Origin of the sequence: Sedimenticola selenatireducens DSM 17993 (genome assembly GCF_000428045.1) — a bacterium.
GTDB lineage: Bacteria > Pseudomonadota > Gammaproteobacteria > Chromatiales > Chromatiaceae > Sedimenticola > Sedimenticola selenatireducens.
In genome coordinates, this window is sequence record NZ_ATZE01000002.1 from 1 (window position 1) to 24,059 (window position 24,059).

Annotated in this window: 25 protein-coding genes and 1 tRNA gene; 7 read left to right on the top strand and 19 right to left on the bottom strand. The window is 56.2% G+C overall.

All coding sequences use genetic code 11. The annotated features are described in order from the left end of the window. Window positions 1–458: 458 nt before the first annotated feature. A complete protein-coding gene (locus A3GO_RS0101750) occupies window positions 459–3,140 on the bottom strand; it encodes a bifunctional acetate--CoA ligase family protein/GNAT family N-acetyltransferase (RefSeq protein ID WP_029131931.1) in 2,682 nt (893 codons plus the stop codon). 279 nt (window positions 3,141–3,419) lie between these two features. Between A3GO_RS0101750 and A3GO_RS0101755 the strand changes: the two genes are divergently transcribed. Further along, window positions 3,420–4,310, top strand: a complete 891-nt coding sequence (locus A3GO_RS0101755) for a histone deacetylase family protein (RefSeq protein WP_321528909.1) — start codon at window positions 3,420–3,422, stop codon at window positions 4,308–4,310. Window positions 4,311–4,436: 126 nt separating this feature from the next. On the opposite strand, the gene A3GO_RS0101760 is transcribed toward A3GO_RS0101755, so the two are convergent. From A3GO_RS0101760 to fur, 11 genes are all read right to left on the bottom strand, one after another. Then, entirely contained in the window at window positions 4,437–5,705 is a 1,269-nt protein-coding gene (locus tag A3GO_RS0101760; protein ID WP_037374533.1) for a TRAP transporter large permease, read from the bottom strand. Continuing rightward, on the bottom strand, window positions 5,702–6,187 hold the full coding sequence (locus tag A3GO_RS0101765; protein ID WP_245621648.1) for a TRAP transporter small permease: 486 nt from the start codon (window positions 6,185–6,187) through the stop codon (window positions 5,702–5,704). Before A3GO_RS0101765 ends, A3GO_RS0101760 begins: the two co-directional genes overlap by 4 nt. A 2-nt stretch (window positions 6,188–6,189) precedes the next feature. Continuing rightward, window positions 6,190–6,531, bottom strand: coding sequence for a cupin domain-containing protein (locus A3GO_RS0101770; protein ID WP_051301746.1), 342 nt, complete (start codon window positions 6,529–6,531; stop codon window positions 6,190–6,192). A 3-nt stretch (window positions 6,532–6,534) separates the two neighbouring features. Next, window positions 6,535–7,530 carry a TRAP transporter substrate-binding protein gene (locus A3GO_RS0101775; protein ID WP_029131936.1) on the bottom strand — a complete coding sequence of 332 codons (996 nt, stop codon included), beginning with the start codon at window positions 7,528–7,530 and terminating at the stop codon, window positions 6,535–6,537. A gap of 333 nt (window positions 7,531–7,863) precedes the next feature. Next, entirely contained in the window at window positions 7,864–8,739 is an 876-nt protein-coding gene (locus tag A3GO_RS0101780) for a TRAP transporter TatT component family protein (RefSeq protein ID WP_245621640.1), read from the bottom strand. A gap of 4 nt (window positions 8,740–8,743) precedes the next feature. Further along, window positions 8,744–9,118, bottom strand: a complete 375-nt coding sequence (locus tag A3GO_RS0101785; RefSeq protein ID WP_029131938.1) for a hypothetical protein — start codon at window positions 9,116–9,118, stop codon at window positions 8,744–8,746. 121 nt (window positions 9,119–9,239) lie between these two features. Next, the gene (locus A3GO_RS0101790; RefSeq protein ID WP_029131939.1) at window positions 9,240–9,551 is read right to left on the bottom strand and encodes a BolA family protein; all 312 of its coding nucleotides are present in this window, start codon (window positions 9,549–9,551) and stop codon (window positions 9,240–9,242) included. Between the two features lie 205 nt (window positions 9,552–9,756). Beyond that, window positions 9,757–10,212 carry a hypothetical protein gene (locus tag A3GO_RS0101795; RefSeq protein ID WP_037374535.1) on the bottom strand — a complete coding sequence of 152 codons (456 nt, stop codon included), beginning with the start codon at window positions 10,210–10,212 and terminating at the stop codon, window positions 9,757–9,759. A gap of 67 nt (window positions 10,213–10,279) precedes the next feature. Beyond that, window positions 10,280–10,849, bottom strand: coding sequence for an ankyrin repeat domain-containing protein (locus A3GO_RS0101800; RefSeq protein WP_029131941.1), 570 nt, complete (start codon window positions 10,847–10,849; stop codon window positions 10,280–10,282). 92 nt (window positions 10,850–10,941) lie between these two features. After that, a complete protein-coding gene (locus A3GO_RS0101805; RefSeq protein ID WP_029131942.1) occupies window positions 10,942–11,271 on the bottom strand; it encodes a DUF1820 family protein in 330 nt (109 codons plus the stop codon). 10 nt (window positions 11,272–11,281) lie between these two features. Next, window positions 11,282–11,713, bottom strand: coding sequence for a ferric iron uptake transcriptional regulator (gene fur, locus A3GO_RS0101810; RefSeq protein ID WP_029131943.1), 432 nt, complete (start codon window positions 11,711–11,713; stop codon window positions 11,282–11,284). Between the two features lie 155 nt (window positions 11,714–11,868). On the opposite strand from fur, the gene hisI reads away from it, so the two are divergent. The 3 genes from hisI to A3GO_RS0101825 all read left to right on the top strand — a co-directional run bounded on the left by hisI (window position 11,869) and on the right by A3GO_RS0101825 (window position 14,495). Beyond that, a complete protein-coding gene (gene hisI, locus A3GO_RS0101815; protein WP_051301747.1) occupies window positions 11,869–12,294 on the top strand; it encodes a phosphoribosyl-AMP cyclohydrolase in 426 nt (141 codons plus the stop codon). Window positions 12,295–12,312: 18 nt separating this feature from the next. Further along, entirely contained in the window at window positions 12,313–13,092 is a 780-nt protein-coding gene (gene gloB / locus A3GO_RS0101820) for a hydroxyacylglutathione hydrolase (protein ID WP_029131945.1), read from the top strand. A 65-nt stretch (window positions 13,093–13,157) separates the two neighbouring features. Next, window positions 13,158–14,495 carry a dihydroorotase gene (locus tag A3GO_RS0101825; RefSeq protein WP_037374536.1) on the top strand — a complete coding sequence of 446 codons (1,338 nt, stop codon included), beginning with the start codon at window positions 13,158–13,160 and terminating at the stop codon, window positions 14,493–14,495. Window positions 14,496–14,810: 315 nt separating this feature from the next. Here the strand turns inward: A3GO_RS0101825 and A3GO_RS0101830 are convergent, their stop codons facing one another. The 7 genes from A3GO_RS0101830 to A3GO_RS0101855 form a co-directional block, all read right to left on the bottom strand. Next, a complete protein-coding gene (locus A3GO_RS0101830; RefSeq protein ID WP_245621641.1) occupies window positions 14,811–15,785 on the bottom strand; it encodes a 6-pyruvoyl trahydropterin synthase family protein in 975 nt (324 codons plus the stop codon). A gap of 158 nt (window positions 15,786–15,943) precedes the next feature. Further along, entirely contained in the window at window positions 15,944–18,046 is a 2,103-nt protein-coding gene (locus A3GO_RS0101835; RefSeq protein ID WP_157606677.1) for a HAMP domain-containing methyl-accepting chemotaxis protein, read from the bottom strand. Window positions 18,047–18,307: 261 nt separating this feature from the next. Further along, window positions 18,308–18,523 carry a hypothetical protein gene (locus tag A3GO_RS25975; RefSeq protein ID WP_157606678.1) on the bottom strand — a complete coding sequence of 72 codons (216 nt, stop codon included), beginning with the start codon at window positions 18,521–18,523 and terminating at the stop codon, window positions 18,308–18,310. A 119-nt stretch (window positions 18,524–18,642) separates the two neighbouring features. After that, complete coding sequence (locus A3GO_RS0101840) at window positions 18,643–19,839, bottom strand: PqqD family protein (protein WP_029131949.1); 1,197 nt, start codon at window positions 19,837–19,839, stop codon at window positions 18,643–18,645. Continuing rightward, window positions 19,826–21,049 (bottom strand): nucleotidyltransferase domain-containing protein, encoded by a 1,224-nt coding sequence (locus A3GO_RS0101845; protein WP_029131950.1) that lies wholly within the window; start codon window positions 21,047–21,049, stop codon window positions 19,826–19,828. Before A3GO_RS0101845 ends, A3GO_RS0101840 begins: the two co-directional genes overlap by 14 nt. A gap of 178 nt (window positions 21,050–21,227) precedes the next feature. Next, a tRNA-Thr gene (locus A3GO_RS0101850) sits at window positions 21,228–21,303 on the bottom strand. Window positions 21,304–21,437: 134 nt separating this feature from the next. Then, complete coding sequence (locus tag A3GO_RS0101855; RefSeq protein ID WP_029131951.1) at window positions 21,438–21,869, bottom strand: Fur family transcriptional regulator; 432 nt, start codon at window positions 21,867–21,869, stop codon at window positions 21,438–21,440. A 146-nt stretch (window positions 21,870–22,015) separates the two neighbouring features. Here A3GO_RS0101855 and A3GO_RS0101860 point away from each other — a divergent pair, with 146 nt between their 5' ends. From A3GO_RS0101860 to A3GO_RS0101870, 3 genes are read left to right on the top strand one after another with little or no spacing between them, the layout of a single operon-like run. After that, window positions 22,016–22,522, top strand: coding sequence for a GspH/FimT family pseudopilin (locus tag A3GO_RS0101860; RefSeq protein ID WP_029131952.1), 507 nt, complete (start codon window positions 22,016–22,018; stop codon window positions 22,520–22,522). Between the two features lie 40 nt (window positions 22,523–22,562). Next, complete coding sequence (gene pilV / locus A3GO_RS22145; RefSeq protein ID WP_051301748.1) at window positions 22,563–23,072, top strand: type IV pilus modification protein PilV; 510 nt, start codon at window positions 22,563–22,565, stop codon at window positions 23,070–23,072. Further along, window positions 23,069–24,052, top strand: coding sequence for a PilW family protein (locus A3GO_RS0101870; RefSeq protein ID WP_029131953.1), 984 nt, complete (start codon window positions 23,069–23,071; stop codon window positions 24,050–24,052). The genes pilV and A3GO_RS0101870 overlap by 4 nt, the downstream gene beginning before the upstream one ends. Window positions 24,053–24,059 lie beyond the last annotated feature (7 nt).

The window sequence follows — 24,059 nt, forward strand, 5'->3', positions numbered from 1 at the left end:
GACACAGCAGGTCAACCGGAGGAGATGACAAACCTACCCAGAGTTGCGAAGGCAAGAGACCCTCGATGACAACACAGGTCAGACCGGCATACCGAAAACCTGGCGTGCCCACAGTTTACGAGAACGATAGGGNGATAAGGACGGTATGTGCGCATGCTCATCAAGGCCAGAAGCCAAGAGTCGCTTCGATAACAGGCCGGATATATGGTAGCAACTTGTCCCTGCCATCGAGATCTAATGCCTTGCAAATGGGGAGGAGACCATATTTGGGTTAGCGGCGCGCGCATGGTGCAGTGTAAACGGCCACCTCCCGCGCAAGGCGCACCTAACCCACCTTGCGGCCTACCTGCCTGTAGGAGCGGCGCCCTCGCCGCGATGATCGATCCACGACAGTGCCGCGACCAATCGGCCCGAGGGCTGGCCTCCTGCAGGCCAGGGGGGCACCCCGGCAGCTCGTCTCACAGCCAGCGCTCAACAATCCTTATGCCGGTGTCTTCCGGGGAATTGCGGATGGCAAAACCCAGTCTACGCATCAATGACAGCATGCGGTTGTTATCCGACAGCACCTCACCCTCGATCAGGCGGATGCCCCGGGTTCTGGCTGCTTCCATCAGTGCTTCCATCAGTTTTGAGCCGATGCCCATGCGGCGTTTGGTATCCAGTACCGCCAGGGCAAATTCGCAGGATTGGCTGTCGGGGTTGACGGTGTAGCGGGCCACGCCCAGCTGGGTCCGTTTGCCATTTTCGTTAATAACCGCGATCAGTGCCATCTCCCGGTCGTAGTCGGGCTGGGTAAAGCGCGCCAGCATCTCGGGTGTCAGCTCATCGATGGTCTGCATAAAACGGAAATATTTTGCTTCCGGTGACATGTTACGCACGAACTCCTGCTCCGTGTCGGCATCTTCCGGGCGGATCGGGCGTATGGTCAGGGCAGTGCCGTCTGGCAGGTGGAAGCGGTTGACCAGTTGGGAGGGGTAGGGGTGGATGGCCATGTGGGCGTAGGGAATGGGTGCCGTAGAGGGCCGCGCCACTCGAATACGCACATCTGCCGCCACAACGCCATGCTCATCCGCCAGCAATGGATTGATATCCATCTCCTTGATATGGGGTAGTTCACAGACCATGTCGGATACCCGCAACAGCACATGCTCCACATCCTCCGGGTTGACTGCAGACATCTGCCGAAACGGTTCCAGCAGTTTGGCCGCGCGGGTACGGGCGATCAGGCGCTGTGCCAGCAGGCTGTTGAGTGGTGGCAGGGCCACGGCACTGTCACGCAGTATTTCCACGGCAGTGCCTCCGGAGCCGAAGGCAATGACCGGGCCGAAGACCGGGTCACGCTTCACCCCGACCATCAGCTCCCGGGTATTGGGGTTGGAAGACATGGGTTCCACCGTAACTCCCAGAATCTTCATCTCCGGGTGCCGCTTCTGCACCGACTCTACCAGCGACTTGAAGGCGCTATGGACCTCCGGGGCGTTGGTGATATTCAGCCGCACCCCTCCCACATCTGATTTGTGGCTGATGTCTGGGGAGTTGATCTTCAGCGCCACCGGAAAGCCGACCGTCTCCGCTGCCACCAGGGCCTGAGTGGGCGTGCCGGCCTCAATGGTCTGGGTGCAGGGGATGTGAAAGGCGCGCAATACCGCCTTTGATTCCAGATCGGAGAGCATTTCCCGACCCTCAGCCAGTGCGGCCTCCATGATCAGCCGGACTCCCTCCACATCGGGTTCGCGCTGATCCGAGAGCGGTCCCGGAGTCTGCAGCAGCAGCTTCTGGTTCTGGCAGTGTCGGGAGAGGTAGGCAAACGCCTCGACCGCCCGCTCCGGTGTGATAAAGCTGGGAAGGTGGTTGGACGACAGTCGTTCCCGCGCCTCGCGAATGCGGGTCTCCCCCATCCAGCACGCCAGTACCGGCTTGCCCTTTCTCTCCTTGGCCGCCTCGATCACAGTCTGGGCCGAATCCAGCGGATTGCTCATGGGCAGGGGGGTGAACAGGGTGAGGATGCCATCCACCCCGGGGTCCTTCAGGCACGCCTTGACCGCCTCGCCATAGGCCTCCGCACCGGCATCGCCGGTGATGTCGATGGGGTTGCTGTGGGACCAGTTGCCCGGCAGGTGCTTGTCCAGGGCGGCAACTGTCTCATCACTCAGATGGGCTATTTCGACCCGCAAGTCCTCTGCCCGGTCAGTGGCCAGGACGCCGGGGCCTCCCCCGTTGGTGATAATGGCCAACCGGTTGCCATTGACCTTTTTCCCGGCCGAGAGTATTTCCGCGGCGGCGAACAGTTGTCCGAAGGTCATGGCTCTGACCACGCCGGCCCGTTCCAGTGCGGCATCAAACACATCATCTGAGCCGATCATGGCCCCGGTATGGGTACTGGCCGCCTGTGATCCCCTGGCATGCCGGCCGACCTTCAGCACAATGACCGGCTTGGCGCGGGCGGCTGTACGCAGGCCGCTCATGAACGCCCGGGCATCGTGAATCCCCTCGATATAGAGCAGGATGGCCGATGTCTTGTAGTCTGAAGCCAGGTAATCCAGGACGTCACCAAAATCGATATCGATGGCATTGCCCAGCGAGACCACGGTAGAGAAACCGAGCTGATGGGGTTTTGCCCAGTCCAGAATAGCGGTGCAGAGGGCACCGGACTGGGAGACCAGTGCCAGACCACCGGCCGGTGCGGGCGTCTCCAGGAAGGTGGCGTCCAGCCCGACGCTGGGGCGCATCAGGCCCAGGCAGTTGGGTCCGACTAGACGCAGATTGTAGTGCCTGGCGGTCTCCAGAATCGACCGCTCGATACGTGCACCCGCCGGACCGGTTTCACGAAACCCCGGAGTCAGGATCACTGCGGCCCGAACACCCTGTTCACCACATTCACGGATAATTGCCGGCACGGTCTTTGCCGGTGCAGTGATCACCGCCAGATCGACCGGGTGTTCGATATCACCGATCTGTTTGAAACAGGCATGACCCTGAACCGATTTATGGCTGGGGTTGACCGGGTAAAGCTCGCCCTTGAAACCGGCCTGAAGCAGATTTTTAAAGACCCGGGTGCCGATACTTTCCGGCTTTTCGCTGGCGCCGAATACGGCGATGCTCTTGGGCGAGAAAAGAGTGTCGAGATGGTGTGGGCCCATTGTCTTTTTGCCTGTTGCGTGGGAAAAGAATAGAGTAGTTTAGGAGTCTGTCGGACTTAACACTGATCTACTGCGGAAAAGCCGGATTTGGCCATATTCTCCGATCTTTCTCGTTGAATAGCTCCACTATTCGTCTCGAAAGATCGGAAAATCTGTCTCAAACCGGCCTTCCCTTGCTACGATCGGTCAAGCCCGACAGACTCCAGCGTGAGGGTGATTTTACATTTTTTTGAGGGTTGAGTTTTGCCTATAGCCTATATTTCACATCCCGATTGCCTGTTGCATGATGTTGGTCAAGATCATCCGGAACAGCCGGGGCGCCTGCGTGCCATTCAGGACCTGTTGATCAGTACCGGAATGGAGCTCGCCTTGAACCAGTACGAGGCCCCGCTGGCGAAGCGCGAGCAGCTGGAGCTGGCGCACGATCCGGATTACATCAGCATGCTGTTTACCGATGCGCCTCATGAAGGGATTCTGGAGCTGGATGGCGATACCTTTATGATGCCGAATACCCTGAACGCGGCGCTGCGCGCAGTCGGCGGGGTAGTGATGGGTGTTGATCTGGTGATGAGCAAAGAGGTGACCTCGGCGTTTTGCGCCATACGCCCGCCCGGCCATCATGCCGAGCGTGATCGCGCCATGGGCTTCTGTTATTTCAATAACGTGGCGGTGGGTGCGGCCCATGCAATTGCGCAGTATGGACTGGAGCGGGTCGCGATTATCGATTTTGACGTGCACCACGGCAACGGTACCGAACATATTTTCGCCACCGATCCCAGGGTGCTGTTCTGCTCCAGCTTTCAGCACCCTTTTTATCCCTTTACCGGGCATGAGACGGACACGGACCACATCGTCAATATCACCCTCCCGGCGGGGGCGAATGGCGCCGAGTTCCGTAAACAGGTGGAGGCGCACTGGGTGCCCGCCCTGCACCACTTCAAGCCGCAACTGGTAATGATCTCCGCCGGTTTCGATGCCCACATCTCGGATGATATGAGTCACCTTCGTTTGCGCGAGGCGGACTATGACTGGGTAACCTCCCTGCTTAAGGACATTGCCGACCAGTATGCCGAGGGGCGTATTGTCTCGACCCTGGAAGGGGGTTATGAACATGGCTCCCTGGCCCGCAGCGTGCTGGCCCATCTGGACGCCCTGCTGGGGCATCGCTAGGTGCTGCCGATTTCCGTGACATGGTCTGTTGGATGTTGTATTACGCCCCGCGGGTTGATTCAACCTACGGTATTGTTCCTTTCCCGTTGGTAGGTCGTCTTGGCGCAGCGTAAGCCGACAACGGCTCTATAACAAGGCGAGTGACAGCCAGGGCCAGTAGGTGATTACCAGCAGAGCCGCCAGCAGAATCAGGAACCAGGGCAGGGTGGCCAGATAGAGCTGCAGTACCGGTTTGTTGAAGCGGTAGCTGGCGATGAACAGGTTCATCCCCACCGGCGGGGTGAAATAGCCGATCTGCATGTTGGCCAGGAAAATGATCCCGAGATGGACCGGGTCGATACCGTAGCCGATGGCGATCGGCAACAGCAGCGGCACCATCAGCACCAGGGCGGAGAAAATGTCCAGCATGGTGCCGAGGATCAGCAGAAAGATATTGAGCAGAATCAGGAAGGTCAGCTTGTCGTTGACCAGCTCCCGAATGGTCTCGAACAGCAAGCTCGGTACCCCGGCGTCGATCAGGTAGTTGGTGGAGGCGAGGGAGAGCCCGAGGATCAACAGGATGCCTCCCACCAGCACCATGGATTCACGCATAACCACCGGAAGTTTGCCGAGCGGGATCTCGCGCAGGATCAGTACCTCCACCAGCAGCACATAACAGGCAGTCACCGCGGCGGCCTCGGAGATGGCGAAGAAGCCGCTGTAGATACCCCCCAGCACAACGATGGGCAGCGGCAGCTCCCAGATGGCATCCTTCACGGCCGCCAGCGCCTCGCTCGCGGAGAAGGGGGTCAGGGGCAGGGAGCGATTGGAAAAGATGGACCAGGCGGCCAGCAGGCTCAGCATCAGCAGGCCGGGCAGAATCCCCGCCAGAAACATCGCGTCCACGGTGATGTTATGGGCAATGCCCAGCTGTTGGGCGATCACCGCGTAGAGAATCAGCGGCAGCGCCGGGGCGAACAGCAGTCCTAGACTGCCGGAGGTAGTGACCAGACCAAGACTGAAGTTGTCCCGGTAACCGGACTGGGTCAGGGCCGGGTAGAGCAGGGCCCCGAGGGCCACGATGGTGACACCGGATGCCCCGGTAAAGGCGGTGAACAGGGCGCAGGCTACCAGGGAGACCAGCGCCAGGCCGCCCGGCATCCACCCCAGCAGTGCCTGGGTGAGGCGTACCAGACGGCGCGGGGCGCCGCTCTCACTCAGCAGATAGCCGGCGAAGGTGAACAGCGGTATCGCAAGTAGTACCGGCATCTCGGCGATCCGGTAGAACTCGATGGCCACGACCGACAGGTCGATATCGGAGCGGTAGAAGCCGAGCAAGGCACTGGCGGCGATAATGCCGAACAGCGGCGCACCCAGCAGCGCCAGCAGCAACAGCAGCAGACCGGTCAGGATCATCCGGCCTCCCTTTGCCGCGGATGCCCTGTGAAGCTGCTGAGCAGCAGTCGCAGGGCGATGATGGAAAAACCGACCGGCATGACGAGCTGAAACGGCCAGATCGGCAGGAGGTCGAGAAAACGGCTGCCATCCTCGTATTCAAACAGCACGAACCTCGCTGAATGCCATGCCAGCAGGAGGCATACCAGCGCGGTGAAGCCATCGGTCAGTCGGCGGGCGATACGGCCGGCCGATTCCGGGAGGTAGCGGGTGAGCAGGTCAATGCGGATGTGGTTATTGTCCCGGGTCGCCGCCATGGCGCCCAGCAGGGTAATCCACAGTACCATCAGCCGCAGGGTCGGGTCTCCCCAGGCGAGGCTGTAGTCCCAGAGGTTGCGCATCAGGATCTGGCTGGTGGCAAGCAGGATCATGGCCGTGAGCAGCAGAGCAAGCAGCAGGTCCTCCAGCCGCTGGAGCTGTGCTCTTGCCCGATCCAGTCTCACTCTCAAGTTGTCTCTCCGGGAGACGGGATAAAACAGTCCAGGTGCAGTGCCAGCCAGATGCAGAGTGGGTCGGTGGACGTGTCTACCACCCGATGGGGTGTTCCGGCGGGTATCAGCAGGCTGTCGCCCGCAGCGAGTTGGAGGCGCTTTCCCTCCACTTCCAGGGTTCCCTCACCTTGCAGCACCATCACCCACTCGTCCTCCTGCTGCAGAAACGGCCTTGAGTTGAAGCGGGGTGGACTGATAATGCGCAGTAGTCTGGCGTGGCGGTTCCCGGCCAGCATTTCCATCTGTTCTTCCCGGCCGGTGTCCGGCAGGTCGGCCAGCAGGTTGCGGGTCTTCATGCCTTACCTCTGCGTTTTCCTGAAATCATCCAGCAGCTGTTGAATCTGTTGGAAGAGCACCGGGTCAAGCTGATTTTCCTTTTTCAAATCCGCCTCCACCTTGCCAATCAACTGCTGCCAGCTTTCACGCTCTCCATCCTTCGGCTGATGAAACTGGATGCCTCGCTGTTCCAGCACCTGCCGGGCTCCCAGGTTGTCGTTTCTGATCTGCTGGTTGATCTGCCGAAACCGATCCGCCATGACCTCCCTAAGGATTTTTCGATCATCGGGAGCGATGTTCTTCAGCGCCTGCTCGCGGATCACCAGGGTGCCATACAGATAGATCAGCGGGATATCGGCCACATACTTGATCCGGGTGTGCCACTGTAGCGCAATGGCGCCGGATGGAGATGAGCCGACGGTATCGATCAGGCCGGTCTGCAGCCCGGTCAGTACGTCGGTCAGGGGCAGTGGCACCGGTGAGACGCCGATGCTTTGGAAGGCGCTGAGGCTGATCTGATCTCCTTCCGGGGTCCAGATCTTGCGTTTCAGCAGCTGTTCCACGTTCCCCAGCGGCTGCTGCGACATCAGGTATGCGAACCCCCCTTCACTGATGCCGTAACTGACGAATCCAGCTTTTTTCAAGCCGGCCATCAACAGTGGATCCATGCGTTCGCGAACAAAGTCCACTTCGGCAAATGAGCGAAACAAAAACGGAAAGCTGTATATTTGAATGTCGGGGTAGATGGCTGCGAGTCCGCCGGCGGTAAGGGCGCCTCCGTGCAGCTGCCCGATACGGATCTTTCTCAGCACGCTATTGTCGTTGCCCATCACGCCACCGGGATAGAAGCGCAGTTTTACTCGCCCATCGGTGCGTTGTTCGAGCTCTTTGGCACCGGATCGAAGCATGTTCATCCAGCTGGTGCCGTCCGGTGCCAGTGTGGCTATCTTCAATGTGGTAGCGTGGATCTGGGTGGCGGGGATCAGCAAGAGCAGCAGTATGAGCAGGCGTTTTGGCATGGGGCATCCAGGCATTGTTTTTAATTGGCGTAATCTTGATGCTTATTCTGCCACGGCAGAGTCTAGGAGTCTGTCGGACTTAACGCTGACCTACTGCGGAAAAGCCGGATTTGGCCATATTTTTCGATCTTCCTCGTTGAATAGGTCCACTATTCCATCCTTAGGTCCGTAAACGGTGCATCCTTGCACCACTTCTCGCCTCGAAAGATCAAAAAATCTGTCTCATTCAATCGCCTGGAGCGATTGACGTGCCAACCCCGAAGGGGTGGAGCACAGGGACGTGCGGAACAAATCGGCTTTCCCTCGCGACGATCGGTCAAGCCCGACAAACTCCTAGAAGTACTCATCCTTCAGCAGCAGTTCGGCTTGCTGTTTTGCCAGGATGTTACTCAGGGTCAGATCTGGCGCCTGCGCCGGGGCCGCCAGTACTTCATGCAGCAGTCGGTCATGTAGCGGTTGATCAAACACCAGCCGCGCATAGCGTCGGGCGTATTCCACCTTGGCCATCAGGTCGTGCCCGCCGGAGTAGGTGATTGCCAGTTCAAAATGCGCCTTGCCGATTTCCGGCTTGCCGCCCAGTGCCGGTGGTAGCTGGGAGTGCATGACCCCCAGATAGAGCTGTGCCCGGCCCTGGTCATATTCCGGTGCCTGGGCGATGATCCGCTCCAACAGGTGTTCCACCTTGGGCAGATCGGCCAGTGCGCCCCAGTCGTCGCTGCGGGCGGCGATCCAGCCGGCCCAGCTGGTGGCATATACGTAGAGCAGGTTCAGTTCGCCTGGTGCGATTCGGTCGACAGTTGCAGCAAACTGGTCATAGCGGGCATCCGTCTGTTCACAGATCTCCCTGTATCGGGCACAAAATGCCAGTTGGGCATATTCCCAGGAACGCTGGGTAAGCCGCTTGACCCGGACCGGTTCACGGATCAGCCCGGTGGCAAAGGCACCATAAAGGCGGGAGCCGGCCAGCAGCAGGGATTGATCGTTCGGGTTATCGTGTATCATGCCGTCGAGTAACAGCAGATAGGCCGGAGCCCCGGCCCGGACAATATCGGGATCATCCTGGTTCAGCATCGCACTGGCCAGGTTGGTTGCCAGTCGCTCCCTGGCCATGGAGGCGCAGCCGGTCAGCAGGGCCAGTATGAGTGCGGTGATGAGGATTCGATACAGGCCCCGGGTCGCGCCCCCCGTGCCCGGAGTTTCCCGGCACACGGGTTCAGCGGTGTTTCTTGTTGACCTGTTCAATATGTTGGACCCAGTTGCGAAATGCGGTGCCGAGGTTGAAGCCCCCATGGCGTCGCCCCCGAAAGGTGCCGAAGCAGCGATCTGATTGATTATCACCCGGGCCTTCGAGGCGGGTGGAGCCGATATTCAACAGCATGATGATGAGAAAGACATCCAGTACCAGCAGGAGTATGACTGCCGGGCCGTGCAGCAGGATGCTTTGTTGGGTCCAGCTGAAGATACTGGCCTGATAATCAATGACGATCCAGATAGTGGAAAACAGCAGGGCTACCGCCAGGAGCGATGAGAAGTCGGCAATCCGTTCATGATTGCGTGCATAGCCCTTGATTTGTGAACAAATCGTCATACCCACCCCCCTTTCATTATTATGGTTTACTGAAAGTAAGGAAAAAACCGGGAAAGTGCAAGCGGGGGCAGGGGGTTAGAGCGGAGACGTCTTGACTCCGATCCCAAAATCGCCGGATTCCTTACTTCGATCCACCCATGCATTGGGGCGAGTCGGGGGCGCTGCCGCGCCGTGATTCCCACTCTGCCGGTGTCATGGTATGTAACGCCAGGGCATGCAGGCTGCCTGAAAACAGTGGCTTGATCAGGCCGTTGATCTTGCGATGACGTGCTACCAGGGGCAGGCCCTCAAACTGGTCACTGACGACCACAATCTTGAAATGGGATTGTGCGCCCTTTGGCACGTTGTGCATGTGGCTCTCATCGATTACTTCGAGATGATCCGGATGCAGGGCATCCGCAATCAGTGCGGTTAGTTGGTCTTTCATTATCACCTGCTCAGTGTTTAATGGGCACGCTACGCTTCGCCTATGCGGGCGAGGGGCGAGCCGGGAGTGATAAGCGTCGCCCATCCTATGGTTGTCCGCGCGGCGTCTCGCCATAAAAGGCTTCGGCCCGGTGCAAAAGATTACCAGCCGATAATACGCCTTAGGGCGACCAAATTTTCAACGTGAATTTCAGGGTTTTGATCTGTCGCGATCATTCACCCAGAAACTTCTCGGTCAGCCTGTACTGCCTGTCGGCTTCATTTTCCAGTTCACCGGAGTCGCTTTCGATCATCAGGCAGTTTTTTGCCATGCGTGATTGAATGGCGGCTTTCCAGGCGGCGTTATAGTTTTCCGTTATCAGTGCGTCGGGAGTCAGCGCGGCGGCACAGGCAGCGGCGATGAAGTGTTCCGCCTGCAGACCCCAGTCTGCGTCACGACCACAGGCGGTATAGGTCTTGGTGGCGATGGATTTCGCCACCTTGAAGGCATCCTTCAGCTCCTGGTCGGTACTGTCCGATATCAGGGCCACTTTCAACGCACTCATCAAACTTGGATTATCCACCTGTTCGCATACGCTCTGGGTGAAGCGTGCGCCGAGCAGGCGTTGCTGCTCTCTTGGAAGGTTGTTCAGGGCGTTTTTTAACTCTTGATCATTGCTGATGTTCATGATGGATCTTCCTTGCCATGGCGGTCAGGTTTTAGTTGCCGGCGTGTGCTTTTTGGCTGCGCCGATCTCAGGAACTGTCCAATAATCGAATTACTTGGGGGTGATGGTTTTTATCTGCCCAGGAGCGGGCGGTTTCTCCTGCAAAATCTATCGTGCCGACGGTGGCTCCGCCGTTGATCAGTGCTGAGACACTCTCCAGGTGCCCCCGCTTGGCGGCCCAGATCAGTGCCGTCCAGCCTTTGGTGGACTCCTGCAGGTTCGGGTTGGCTCCCCATGCCAGGAGGGCCTTGACCAGATCGGCATGATTGTTCGAGGCAGCCAGCATCAGTGCCGTGTAACCACCGTTATCGACCAGGTCCACTCTGGCCCCGGCCTTGATCAGCTGGTCCGCTACCTGGATGTGACCATAAAGTGCCGCCTTCATCAGTGGGGTCCATTGGCAGCTATCCCGGCCGTCCACCGGGTCGTGCGCTGAGAGCAGGTTCTGGACCCTGGATATATCGCCCTGCTCTGCAGCCGTAATCAGGGCAGGCACGCTCATCTCTTTGTCGGTGGCCGGTGGTTCTGGCGAGCAGGCGGCCAGCGGCAACAGTCCCGGCAACAACAGATAGATGATCAGTGGGCGTTTCACCGTCATTGGGATCACCGAACATTATAGTTATCCTATAATGAAAGGCGGTGTGCCGGTCGACAATGATTATTCTCAATGCCGGTTCGATATTCGGGGCATTAACTGTCCGCGCCCTTGTCGGGCCGGAACCAGGGATTGGGGAAGGGGGTGATATTGGCGTTGCCGTCCAGTTCCATGATCTTGCACTGACCCCGCTTTTCCACCTCATCCACGCGAATGACTGCATGCATCGGGATCAGGGTGCGGCTTACCCCGCCGAATTCAGCCTTAAGCTTCTCCTCGGCAGGATCAATAACCACGCTACTGGTCTCGCCAAAGATCAGATTACGAATCTCCAGGAAACCGAACACCTCCGCCTGTCTGACCGACTCGGCGTAGAGCTGGTAGACCTTGGCCTGGTTGATGAAGGATATTCTGAATATATGCATGATGCCGAATTTATTTCTCCATCGGGAGTTGCTGGCATTTTTTACAGAGTCCGTACAGGGTCATGTTGTGTTCGGCCATTTTGAACCCGGCCTTCTCTGCGATCTGGCGCTGTCTGGCCTCAATGGTTTCGTCGTTGAACTCTTTGACCACACCGCAACGGACGCAGATGATGTGGTCGTGGTGATCGCCCTCGGCGATTTCGAATACCGCCCTTCCCCCCTCAAACTGGTGGCGTTTCACCAGCCCGGCCTGCTCACACTGGGTCAGCACGCGGTAGATGGTGGCGACACCGATATCTTCATCATGGGTTAGCAGTATTTTGTATATATCCTCGGCACTGGCGTGTTGTCCCTCGCCTTGACTCAGAATCTCCAGGATTTTGAGTCGTGGCAGAGTGACCTTGAGTCCGGCCTGTTTCAATTTTGATGTGTATTCGGTCACTGCCTGATTCCTGGTAGGTATACCTTGCCTATGAGTATACCACTCTGCTTCCCTGTAAGGCATCAGTCACACTCTACCGGCCCGGGGTACATTGCGCCGTCCTATCGGTGGTATGATTTCCCTGGAAAGCATAGGCAAACCGATTGGATCCAATAATGAAAGAGAGTGAAAAGTTCAAGCTGGGCGAGAGCCTGCCGTTGAAGCAGGTGCTGGATAGTCTTCCGTACAACAGCGATGGCCTGATCCCGGCCATAGCCCAGCAGCACGATACCGGTGAAGTGCTGATGATGGCATGGATGAATCGGGTGTCACTGGATGAGACCCTGGAGAAGGGGCGGGTCTGCTATTGGTCCCGTTCACGTCAGAAACTGTGGCGCAAGGGCGAATCGTCCGGGCAGGTACAGTTATTGAAGGATATGCGCTTTGACTGCGACGGCGATACCATTTTGCTACTGGTCGATCAGACCGGCCCTGCCTGCCATACCGGCCGCCGCACCTGTTTTTACAATGCGGTGCGCGGTGACCGGGTTGAGGTCGTGAGTGAACCGTTGATCGACCCGGAAACGCTTTACGGTAAATAACCGACGGAATATCAGGCTATGTTGGAAGTTACACCAGTCAAGGCATTTAAAGATAACTTTATCTGGATGCTGCACAATCCAGGCAGTGAGACGGCTGTGGCGGTTGATCCGGGCGAGAGTGCTCCGGTGCTGGCCTGGCTTGAGGCGCGTGGATTGCGCTTGAGCGCGATCCTGATTACCCACAAACATATCGATCACACCGGTGGGGTGATGGATCTGCAGTTTGCCTTTCCCGGGATCGCCGTTCTGGGGCCGGCAAACGAATCCATACGCGGTATCAAGGTCCGGCTGAAGGAGGGGGAGCACCCGCAGATCCCGGGGCTGGAGGCTGATTTTAGCGTGATGGAGGTACCGGGCCATACCGAGGGCCATATCGCTTATTATGGAGAGGGCCTGCTATTCTGTGGTGATACCTTGTTTTCTGCCGGCTGCGGGGGGATCTTTGGTGGTACCCATGCGCAGATGCATGCATCGCTGCAACGAATCGCCGGGTTGCCGGCGGATACCCTGGTCTACTGTGCCCATGAATATACCCTGGCCAATCTGGGATTTGCCAAGTGGGTGGAGCCGGAAAGTGCGGCAATCCTGAAGCGCGAGCAGGAGGCCCAGGCACTGCTCGCACAGGGGGATAACACGGTCCCCTCGAAGCTGGGCACCGAGCTGGCGACCAATCCGTTCCTGCGCGTGGCTGTGCCGGAGGTGCGCGTGGCGGCTGAGCGCTATATGGGGCACGCCCTGACCGATGGCGCAGAGGTGTTTACCGCAATCCGGCGCTGGAAAGACCGGGAGTATGATTAGCCCCGGTCCTGCCCGGGCCCGGCGTAGTTCCTGTTTCCCTTTTTAACTATTGAATCGAGTAATCAATGGCCGAGCAAATCCTGATTAAAAATGCATCCATGGTGAATGACGGGCGGATTCTGCAGGGCGACCTGCTGATCCGCAACGGACGGATTGAGCAAATATCGCCGGAGATCGCCGTACCGGAGCAGGCACGGGTTCTGGATGCCGAGGGCCATACCCTGATTCCCGGAATGATTGATGATCAGGTGCATTTTCGCGAGCCGGGAGCCACCCATAAGGGGGACATGCGGAGCGAATCCCGGGCGGCGGTGGCGGGTGGTATTACCAGCTTCATGGATATGCCCAACACCAATCCGCAGACCACTACCCGTCGGGCGCTGGAGGAGAAATATGTTCTGGCGGCCGACCGGTCTCTGGCCAACTATGCCTTCTACCTGGGCGCCACCAACGATAACCTGGATGAGATCGTGGCCCTGGACCCGAAGCAGGCGTGCGGGATCAAGGTCTTCATGGGGGCCTCGACCGGTAACATGCTGGTCAACAGGGAGGAGGCGCTGGAGGCGATCTTCAGAGATGCGCCACTGCTGGTTGCCACCCATTGTGAAGATACGCCGACCATCCAGCAGATGGAGGAGACTTATCGCGAAAAGTATGGTGAGGATGTGCCGATGGAGTGCCATCCGGAGATCCGCAGTGCCGAGGCCTGCTACCTCTCGTCCTCCATGGCGGTGGAGCTGGCGAAAAAACATGATACCCGGCTGCATGTGCTGCACCTGACCACGGCGCGGGAGATGGAGCTGTTTGAGCCCGGACCGCCAGACGCCAAGCGGATCACCGCCGAGGCCTGTGTGCACCATCTCTATTTTGATGACCGGGACTATGCGCGCAAGGGGAGCTTTATCAAGTGCAATCCGGCGGTGAAGAGCAAGTCCGACCGGGACGCGCTGCGCAAGGCGCTGGTGGAGGGGCGGATTGATGTGGTAGCGACCGACCACGCGCCTCATACCCTGGATGAAAAACTCAACAGCTACTTCAAGGCGCCCGCCGGGCTGCCTTTGGTGCAGTGGGCCCTGCCGATGATGTTTGAGCTCTATCATGATCGTCTGATCAGCCTGGAACAGCTGGTGGAGAAGACCAGCCATGCCCCGGCACGCCTGTTCAATGTCAGTCAGCGCGGCTATCTGCGCGAAGGCTACTGGGCGGATCTGGCGCTGGTGGATCTGAACAACCCCACCCGTGTGGAGCGCCGGGATGTGCTCTACAAGTGCGGCTGGTCGCCGATGGAAGGCGAGCGGTTGCGCTCAAGGATTGTCGCCACCTTCGTCAATGGACAGATGGCCTACCGTAATGGCCGGGTCAATGATGCCGTGCTGGGTCGGCGGCTGGAATTTGATCGCTGAGGGGGCTTGGTGGGTAAACTCCCGTCGCGGCAGGAGATCCGCCTCGGGCGGAATTCGCGGCGAGGGCGCCGCTCCTACCCGATGACACATTTCGGGTTGAGCGGTAGGTCGTGTTAGCCGAAGGCGTAACCCGACAAAGCACGACCTGAGGGAAATTGACGGGCACGCTCCTCGGCAACTCGAGGTAATTTGAACGGGCGCCATGCAAAGTGGCAGGCTTACCGCTCCCAGCTAACGCTCCCCCATACAGGTGAGGCGTAGTGTGCCTTCATTCTCAGTGGTCCTTGACCCCTTACCTCTTGCGGATATTCCGGATCAGCTATGCCCGACGGCCCCTTTGTCCACGCCTTCAAATGCCTCGACCCGAAATGCGTCATCCGGATGCTCTCGCTTCAGCGTATCGGCGATATGCTGGGCCAGGTTCTCCACCGTTGTGTCGCTGTCAACCAGATAGCAGCGGTGACTTGGGATTTCCAGTTTGAATAGCCCTTGATTGGCGGTATAGCCGAAGTGGTAGAACAGCTGATTATCCTGCTGGACTGAGTCCTGCAGGTCGCTGCTGGTTCCGATATAGATATCCCGCCAGCGGTTTGCCCAATTCGCCTCCAGCTGTTGGTCCCGCACGCCATTGCGATAAATAATTATGCGGGAGCGGTGTCCGTGAGCGATGCGCTGGCAGTTTCCCGCATGATGCTTCAATCCGTGGCTGTAGCGGTACCAGGCGCCGGTTATCGATTCGGCGTAGAGTCGCAGGCGTAATCCCTGGATATTGTCCGGCAGAAGTGGTTGAAGCCGGTCGATAATAGCCTGGATCAGACTCTCTTCAGTGATGTTTTCCGCCTGGATTAAGGTCACCGCGCTATTTGGGCCGCTGTGTACCAGGGTCTCCCCTGATGTCAGTTGAAAGCGGATGTCGCAACGGTGCTCCTGCTGCTGGACCCGGCAATGCGCATAGCGCGCCGGGACCAGCAAACGGTGGTCGAACTCCTGGTCTATACAGCGCTTGACCTGTTTTTTTACCTCGCTGAAATCAAGCACCATGCCCTGATGATCGAGTGAGCCGTCCAGTTCGATATCCACCAGCCAGCTTTCGCCCAACAGGCCTGCAGCGGGATCTAGGTAAGAGAAGTCTATCGCCGTCAAGCGGTTAACGAACAGTGTGGTCATGTTGCTTCTGTGGGTCTGCGGTGCGAGGTTGAGCATCTTTGCAGGCTTTGCCTGTACAGGCAAGTCCCAGGGCTCTTTGGCGATTTTCCAGGCAATCAGACGCAGGCTGAATGCAGCCGCCATCTTCCCCTGCAGAAACCATCCTCGCACCCATCATGGCGGAATCCGGGGTCGGGTTGGTGGGCTTGTCCCGGATTCCCCTGCACTCCAATCTGGCTACCCTTTGTGCCTGGCAAAGCCCGATTGCAGGCTTTGCAATATCGAATTATCGATAACGGTTGTCAGGCGGCCTGCTCTTCCTGCCTGTCCAGCGCTTCGGTGATCTGGTTGGATACCCCCGTGACCGGGGGTTCTGCGCACTCATCGGATGTGATTTTGAACTGCTGAACCACCTGTTGCAGTTCTGCCGCAAGTTGCCCCAGGTGAGTGGTGGTGTTCATCGATTGCTGGGAAAGTGTGGCTGCGCTCTTGCTCTCCTGGCTGATCGAGATGATCGACCGGTTGATCTCTTCGGAGACGCTGCTCTGTTGCTCAGAGGCCAGGGCGATCTGCCGATTCATGGCGTTGATGGTCTCAATGGCGGCATTGATCGCTTCCAGAGATGTGCGGGCGCTGTTGGCTTGCTGTACGTTCTCTTCCGCTGTGGTGCAGCCGTTCCCCATCGCTTTTACCGCCTGGTGCGTGTTGTGCTGCAGGTTGCGGATCATCTCCTCGATCTCGCCGGCGGACTCCTGGGTGCGCGTTGCCAAATTACGCACCTCATCCGCCACTACGGCAAATCCCCGGCCCTGTTCACCCGCCCGGGCAGCCTCGATGGCCGCATTCAATGCCAGCAGATTGGTCTGTTCGGCAATGCCCTTGATGACGTCCAGTACACTGCCGATGCCCTCGCTGTTTTTCTCCACCTGGCCGATGATGCTTGCCGCATTGGTGATTTCACGATGCAGCGTCTGGATTGAATGGGCGGTCTGTTCCATTGTCTTGTGTCCGGTTGCTGCCTCTTCGGTGGCTGAACGGGTCGCTTGCGAGGCGCTGGCCGCGTTGCTGGCCACTTCGCTGATGGTGGCGGACATCTGGTGAATGGCGGTTGCCACCTGCTGGGTCTCCTGCTCCTGCGCCAGCACCATGCGGCTGATGTTGCGGGTGCTTTCAGTAGTTTCGGCAACCGCGCTGATGACCTCCCCGGTGGCATTGGCGGTGTGCTGTACCAGTGCCTGGATTTTGATGATGAAGGTGTTGAACGCCTGCGCCAGGTGGCCGATTTCATCCTGGGTACGGCACTCGAGGCGGCGGGTCAGGTCACCCTCACCATGGGCGATATCATCCAGGGCATTGACCACTTCGCTGAGTGGCTTGCAGATGGCCCGGCCAATCAGCCAGGCCATGAACAGACCGATCAGCAGACCGATGACCATCAGGGTCGAGACGGTCAGGGTGGTTTGGGTGGTTTCATCAATCAATGTGGTGTTGGTCCGGATGATGGCATCGGACTGCAGTGACTCCAGGGCGCTCAGCTTGTTGTCGATCTCATTGAAAAGCGGGGTCGCCTCACTGCGGACCAGCCAGGCATCGGTACGCCATTGGTCACCACCATGGATCTGCATCATCTTGTCAATATTGGCCTTGTAGGTGGCCAATTGGTTCTGGAACTGCTGGAGTGAATCGGTCTGGTCCAGGGTTAGTTCATCCTCGTATTCCGATAACCGGCCGAGCAGTTGTTCCGTGCGCTCCAGATAGAGATTGAGATCGTTGATAACCGCCTCTGAACGAAATGCCAGATAGCCGCGGATGCTGCTCATCACGTTGCTCCAGGCATAACGCAGGTCGGCGAACAGGGTCAGCAGTGACCGACGTTCAGGGGTCGCTTCCTCTTCCTGCTCCGAAGCGATCATCTGGGAGGTCAGTTGGACCATGACTCGACTCATAGGGTTGAGATCGGAGTTGGCAAAGGCGATGCCGGGGAAGTTCTTTTCATAACTGGTAGCGGTATCAAGCAGTCGATCACCGAGGGAGCGGAACTGTTCCAGATCCTTTGCAAGACCTTCCACCAGCGTCGCGGACTGGCTGTCTGAGGTGACTGCCTTGAGCCCTCTAAGCTGATTCACCAGGGTTTCCGAGTCCTTGAGTCCTTTCAAAAAGCCTTCGCGGTGGCTCTCCTCCTTGGTCGACAGGAAGAAGCCCAGTGCGCTGGCGGTCTGGTGAACGCTGGTGGAGAGTTCCTTGGAGAGCAGAGCGGTGGGTTGTCGAATCTGCACCATCTCAACGACCGAATTTTCCACGCTGTCCAGGCTGTTAAGGGTCTGGACGGAGATGGCGGCAATAATGGCCAGCAGCACAGTGAAGCCGGCCCAGACCTTGTGACGGATTTTCATTGTATTGAACACGCGGCTACCTCCCTTGGAGAATCGTTGTGATTCCTTTATCCGGTCCGGCTTAGGTGCCGGATCTCTTTTATATGCAACAGATTAACGGCGGTATTTCGGGAATCTTTAGTTCCATAAAGGGAGGAGGGTTATTAGAATTGTGGGATTGCTGCTGTCTTACGCGATTCTTATTGCTGTTGATGGTTTAGGGGAAATTAAAGTGGAAAGGGAGCCTAGGCTCCCTTAGTTTGTTTGCATTTAGGTAATGCTTCTTCAGGATGGTTATCCGGCCGGAGTACCAGGAGGTGGCGTATTGTATGGGTCAGCCACCTGGGCGTTTGCCGATTGCGTTCCTGCAGCCAAAAGTAACGCTGCTGCAGGAGCGACGGCTGCTGCTTTGCCCGCTTTCTCTAAAAAAGCACGCCGTGATTCGTTGATCACGCGGTCGTCATTATCTATGGACATTTTACGCTCCTGATTAATTTTCTTTGCTTCCATGTTTTTATTAGCATGTTTCAGGCCGAAATAAAAATATCAATATAAATCAATAAGAAAGATGTTTTTGGTATGTTTTGTATCCCATTTTATTTAAGTGGGTGTAAAAAAAACTGACGAACTCAGTTGTTATTAGCATGACTTTGCAGCAGTTCACTAGAGATTGATTTAATTAATTTCACGGCATCATTTAAGTTCGAAATGGTTAATCGGTAACAGGGTGTCCTTTCAATCCAGTCTAACAGTCTAGAGACTTTTTTCTTATTCAGGTGAGTGTCTACTATCAAGCATTCTTGCAAAAGTGAGAGCAGTGCTTCGATAGCAGGGATACTTTCAAGCTTTGTTTGTTGGTCCGGGGTGTAGTATGGAAAGAAAATTGCTCCCACTGGTCGCAAGGTCTCTGCTGGAGGTAAAGCCTGTATCGGTGGTGGCACATAGATAACTCGTTTACCGTCTCCCCGCAGATGTAAGTTCTGATCTGATAGCTGAGGGAAGAAGTGTGAAAGGGCAGCTGTACCGGTGTCTTTTATACAAATCGCAAGGGGTACTGGCTGGACCAGTAAGTCGCTTTCTTGAAGTAAAGCCACTTCATCGGAAAAATATTCAAAACCATGGCTGATCAGTGCTGCAGTCAACGTTGATTTGCCACTCCCGGACGCGGCAGGAAGCAGATAACAGTATTCCCCATCGCCAACGACGCCCGCATGTATATCGAGAAAGAAAGCATGGTCACAGACAGCAGTCTGCCAGACTAGGCTCTTCACTAAGGGTGCCAAACGCGGCAATTCATTGCAACTGAGCACAGGCACTTGATTGCGGCAGAGAACGATGCGACCTGAGTTCTCTTGAGCAATGTCCAGGTTCACGGTGGCTGTAGATGGGTTATGTTCCAACAGGTGACTAAGAATAGGCTCAATATAGGATAATTGCTCTGAATGTGAAAAACGCATACGGATGTGCGAACTCAACAACCTGTAACGACGCTCTGTAATGAAGCTGTCATCATCATACTTCATCAACGCAGGTGATTCTGTCGTTGCCGCTTCGTCGATTGTAGGTGCTGGCTCGAATCCCTTAAGCACTCCCAGCGTCTGAAAAAGCCCTTGGGTCTGCTCAAGGTACTGAGTCGCATCAAATTTCGAGAGGGCAAAAGTTGATTGAAGATTGGTTACGATGGCCGATCGCTCCTTGCCTTCCTCCAGCAAGCACCAGATGAAGGTGGCCATGGTATTTAGATGGAAAAGCTTCTGTGCCGGCTCAGAGAACAAAATCCCGTCATTATCGAGGAAGAGGATGTGTGTTCCTTCAGCGGGTTGCATCGGTGTGCTCCGTTTCTGCGGGTCCGGTAATTGATTGGCCACCACGGTGTCTCTTGATCTGCAGCCAAATTGGCAAGGCCAGATAGTCATGTAGTAGCTTGTAAAGGGTGTACAGGAAAAAGAGTCTGTCGGGAAATGTGATACCTATAAAATGTTGTTCCCTTGGTTGAATCAATGTGCGGTATAGATAGCGCCACTGATCACGGCGTCGTTCGCGTATTTCCCAGTGAAACCGGGAAAGCTCGTAGATCGACCGGGCACGTTTATCAACATCGAAGAACTCTCCAGCAAGTTGATTACTCCAATCAAGTGCCATTCGGTCTTTGGCTAGCCAATTGGCGACTACAGGGGGTATCTGTGCCTCCAGCAACAACTCGGCCAGTTTGAGGCCCAATTTGACCATGCGGGCCAAGCCCTGAGATTCTGCGAGAACGAATAACTGCTTCCAATCCAGTTCAGGGTGGCTCCGGGTGAATTCGGCGACATCAGCAACCCATTTGAGTTTGGTCCATTTCTCTTTTGAACCGTGAATGCAGAGGATGATCAGCTCATCTTCTGGTGCGAGGTTGCGGATGTGCTGGCCGTTGAATGTTATTTTTTGAGTCCGATCCCATAAGCCGGCGTAGTCGATGTCCAATGCAAAGGTGTGAGGCGCAAAGGTCCAATGTGGTTCCACCGGGATGCCCTCTCCATATAAGACGTCCTGACCTGAATAACCCAGAAATGCCTGCATCTGTCTGGGTGACAAGTGCATATTTTGTGTGTACCCAATTTCTTCCATCTTATCCAGGCAAGGCTGTATTTTTGTTTTATGGATTAAGAAATCCAGATCTCTGAAGGTCCTTAGGGCGAGGTCGCCATATGCGGAAATTGCCAGTGTGGGCCCTTTAAACGGGATGGCTTCAATGTCGGTGGCTGCCAGCTCTGTAAGGATGTGGGTCAGTTGATCGACCAGGATCTGGTTGGAGGCTCTGTGTTGGCGAAGATGCTCTTGGGAGGCTTCAAGAATCACCTCAGGTATTAGCGTTTTCGGCATGTTTATGAGGCTGTTGCACAGCAGTCCGGTCACGCCATGAGCATAGGCAGTCTGAACCAGAAAGCCCCAATCAAAATCATCCGGTGCTTCCTGCAGGAGGTTTCTTGCGTGCTCAGCTGGTTCAGTCCGGCATAGGCACAAAAGCAGGGACAATTCTCTGGAGTTTTGGCTCATGAGTCATTTCTACCGATGTGGCAGAGCTGTGTAGACGATAAAGAGTAACGTGAATATTGTCAGAAAGTAATATATTTCGTAATTTATGGACAGGATATTTTTTGGCGGGATCAGGGTTTTTTGCCCGCGTAACGTTAAACAAGCATGGGATGTGTGCTCGGTACACACCCCTGTGTGATGGAGCCACCCGCCGGAATCGAACCGGCGACCTCATCATTACGAGTGACGCGCTCTACCAACTGAGCTAGGGTGGCTTATGGGGAACCCTTTTCTGCCTTTGCCGTTACCGGATTGCGAGTGCAAAAGGGAACCGGAGTATAAAGAAATGTTGCGCCGGGTACAACCGTTACTGGCTGGGTAAGTGGCTGGAAAATAGGCGGTTTCGGCGCTATTTTCGGGGGCGGACATGCACGACCAGCTCAACCCCGCTTATCTCGGTGTCCGGTGGAGGTGTGGCATTCAGATTGATCTGGATGGCGCTTTCGTCGATATCACAGATCTCCTGGGTCACCGCATTGTAGAAATGGTGATGCGGATGGGTGCTGGAGTCGTAAAAGGCCCTGTCCGGGTCCACGAACAGCTCCCGAATCAATCCCTTGCGGGCGAACAGCCCAAGAGAATTGTAGACGGTGGCCTTGGAGACTGGTCGCCCCGTCTGATTGGTCAGGGTGAGTACCTGGTCCGCCGATAGATGTTGCGGACGCAGCAGCATGGTGGAGGCGATCTTCACCCTCTGTACCGTCGGACTGATACCGTGACTGCGCAGCAGCTGCACGATCTGCTTGCGGTGTTCGCTAAGCTGAAGTTTGTCCGGAGTCATAGTCCGAGATTATAGCCATAGGACCATTTTTATGTCCAATCCAAAATTCCGGCGCCTGGTGTCCGGCTGGCCGTTGGTCGGAAAGGGTTGACCGCTTGTCCTGTGACGGATGAATTTCATATCCAAGACCTGCTATATGTCCAGGCATGAAAATAAAAGGCAGCAAACATTTGGGTTTTACCCTGATCGAGCTAATGATCACCATCTCGGTGGCGGCCATCATCCTTTCATTGGCCGTTCCAAGCTTCAACTTCCTGGTACTGAATAATCGCCTGACAACGGATATCAACCGGCTGGTCACCAGCCTCAACCTGGCGCGGAGTGAAGCGGTCAAGCGCGGTGTGAGAGTGGAGGTTGCCGCCAGTGATGGCGCTGATTGGAGAAATGGCTGGGTGGTATGGATTGACGCAAATGGCGATGGTGTGCTCGACGCCGGTGAAGAGATAGCGGTTGAGCAGGCACTGAATCCCTCGATGGTTCTCAATAGCGTGGGTGGTGTCGTCAGTTTTGTCTACCAAGCGGATGGGTCCATTGTCGGTGCGTTAGATACGCTGAACCTATGTGATAACACGCGCACCGGTGAGACTGGCAGAGAAATCACGGTGAATGTGACAGGTCGTATCAACCTGAATTCAGGTTTTACCTGTCCCTGAAACAGGCGCGGCGGGTTTTCCAGCAGACTGGACTTGATATATGCGGCAGAACAGAATCATTAAACAGCAGGGTTTTACACTTCTTGAAGTGCTGATCGCTGTGCTGGTCCTCTCGATCGGCCTGATTGGGCTAGCGGGTATGCAGATGCTGGGGGTGAAAAACAACAACAGTGCGACAATGCGCAGCCAGGCAGTCTTTTTGACCCAGGATATCGCCGACAGGATACGGGCGAATGTTGCCAATGCGGGAACCTACGTGGTGACCGGCACGCCGGCTTGTGGGGGGCTTTGTGATCCTGCTCTCGGTTGCAGTGGTAGTGCCTTGGCCGCCTATGATGTCTGCATGTGGCGCACTGCGGTTGCGTCTCTCCCTGCAGGCGTTGGCTGTATCAATGCTTACGCAGCAAATTCCTACCGTATACGCATTATGTGGGATGATGAGCGCCAGTCAGGAACGGCGCACAATTCGACCTGTGATCCAGGCAGTGGCGCTACCTCAGGCTCATGTGACGCTGGCATGACTTGTTTTGATGTGGAGTTTCGTCCATGACCTGTTCCAGTCGCGATTTCTTTAGTCATTTCCATAAGGCGATGTCATTTCAGCAACGCGGTGTCGGCTTGGTTGAGTTGATGATCGGCCTAGTTCTGGGTCTGTTTCTGATTGCCGGCATTATTCAGATCTACTTGGGAAGCAAATCCAGTTACCGTGTAACCGAGGGGATGTCCCGTCTGCAGGAAAATGCTCGCTACGCCATGACGGTAATCGGTCGGGAGCTTGACGCAGCAAGTTACATGGGTTGCAGAGGAGTGACTCCAGTAGACAATATACTGAGCAATCAAGCAGGAGAATATGATTTCAACACCGTGCTAACTGGGAGTGACGGCGCCAGCGGCGCCCCGGATGTGTTTTCTGTAAAGCGCGCGGTGGGTATTGATATTCCCCTGGTTCAGAAAACAAAAGAAGCAGGCGTTTATTCTGCTATAGAGTTGGATGTAACTGCCCCGGGTTATGAAGCGCTGAAGCAGTACCAAGTGCTGCTGATTAGTGATTGTAATAAGGCTAGTGTCTTCATGATCACCAATGATCCCACCACTAGCAACGGTACGGTCGAATACGATACGTCGACTACCTCGCCTGTCGGACAATCTAATGTGAAATCTATGAATTATCAATTTGTTACTGGCGGTACTGATCTTGAACAGTCAAAAGGCGTCGATTCAGTGGCGACGGTATTTCGAACACAATCTTCTACCTTCGACATCAACAACGAGCGTCTTAGATTAAATGGTGAGGACTTGGTCGAGGGAGTGTCGGATATGCAGGTAGAGTATGGTTTTCCATCGTCTGGAAATACTAAGTATGTTTCTGCGGCATCTGTAACTGCCAGTGATTGGCCCTTAGTCAAGGCGATACGAGTGACGCTTGTTTTTGATACCGTAGAGGCGGTTACACCCAGTAACCAGAAAATCAATCGAACCTATACCACCACCTTCAGGTTACGCAATCATGATCCGGCGGACGAGAGCTAGGAGTCTA

What these genes read in the sequence shown, in the direction of transcription:
- A3GO_RS0101860 (WP_029131952.1), top strand. Translation starts at nt 22,016, where the DNA reads ATGAAAATAAAAGGCAGCAAACATTTGGGTTTTACCCTGATCGAGCTA.
- pilV (WP_051301748.1), top strand. Translation starts at nt 22,563, where the DNA reads ATGCGGCAGAACAGAATCATTAAACAGCAGGGTTTTACACTTCTTGAA.
- A3GO_RS0101775 (WP_029131936.1), bottom strand. Translation starts at nt 7,530, where the DNA reads ATGCCAAAACGCCTGCTCATACTGCTGCTCTTGCTGATCCCCGCCACC.
- A3GO_RS0101760 (WP_037374533.1), bottom strand. Translation starts at nt 5,705, where the DNA reads ATGATCCTGACCGGTCTGCTGCTGTTGCTGCTGGCGCTGCTGGGTGCG.
- A3GO_RS25975 (WP_157606678.1), bottom strand. Translation starts at nt 18,523, where the DNA reads ATGGAAGCAAAGAAAATTAATCAGGAGCGTAAAATGTCCATAGATAAT.
- A3GO_RS0101855 (WP_029131951.1), bottom strand. Translation starts at nt 21,869, where the DNA reads ATGACTCCGGACAAACTTCAGCTTAGCGAACACCGCAAGCAGATCGTG.
- A3GO_RS0101805 (WP_029131942.1), bottom strand. Translation starts at nt 11,271, where the DNA reads ATGCATATATTCAGAATATCCTTCATCAACCAGGCCAAGGTCTACCAG.
- A3GO_RS0101845 (WP_029131950.1), bottom strand. Translation starts at nt 21,049, where the DNA reads ATGAGCCAAAACTCCAGAGAATTGTCCCTGCTTTTGTGCCTATGCCGG.
- A3GO_RS0101840 (WP_029131949.1), bottom strand. Translation starts at nt 19,839, where the DNA reads ATGCAACCCGCTGAAGGAACACACATCCTCTTCCTCGATAATGACGGG.
- A3GO_RS0101750 (WP_029131931.1), bottom strand. Translation starts at nt 3,140, where the DNA reads ATGGGCCCACACCATCTCGACACTCTTTTCTCGCCCAAGAGCATCGCC.
- A3GO_RS0101825 (WP_037374536.1), top strand. Translation starts at nt 13,158, where the DNA reads ATGGCCGAGCAAATCCTGATTAAAAATGCATCCATGGTGAATGACGGG.
- A3GO_RS0101870 (WP_029131953.1), top strand. Translation starts at nt 23,069, where the DNA reads ATGACCTGTTCCAGTCGCGATTTCTTTAGTCATTTCCATAAGGCGATG.
- A3GO_RS0101830 (WP_245621641.1), bottom strand. Translation starts at nt 15,785, where the DNA reads ATGGCGGCTGCATTCAGCCTGCGTCTGATTGCCTGGAAAATCGCCAAA.
- A3GO_RS0101770 (WP_051301746.1), bottom strand. Translation starts at nt 6,531, where the DNA reads ATGAAGACCCGCAACCTGCTGGCCGACCTGCCGGACACCGGCCGGGAA.
- gloB (WP_029131945.1), top strand. Translation starts at nt 12,313, where the DNA reads ATGTTGGAAGTTACACCAGTCAAGGCATTTAAAGATAACTTTATCTGG.
- A3GO_RS0101785 (WP_029131938.1), bottom strand. Translation starts at nt 9,118, where the DNA reads ATGACGATTTGTTCACAAATCAAGGGCTATGCACGCAATCATGAACGG.
- A3GO_RS0101795 (WP_037374535.1), bottom strand. Translation starts at nt 10,212, where the DNA reads ATGAACATCAGCAATGATCAAGAGTTAAAAAACGCCCTGAACAACCTT.
- A3GO_RS0101800 (WP_029131941.1), bottom strand. Translation starts at nt 10,849, where the DNA reads ATGACGGTGAAACGCCCACTGATCATCTATCTGTTGTTGCCGGGACTG.
- hisI (WP_051301747.1), top strand. Translation starts at nt 11,869, where the DNA reads ATGAAAGAGAGTGAAAAGTTCAAGCTGGGCGAGAGCCTGCCGTTGAAG.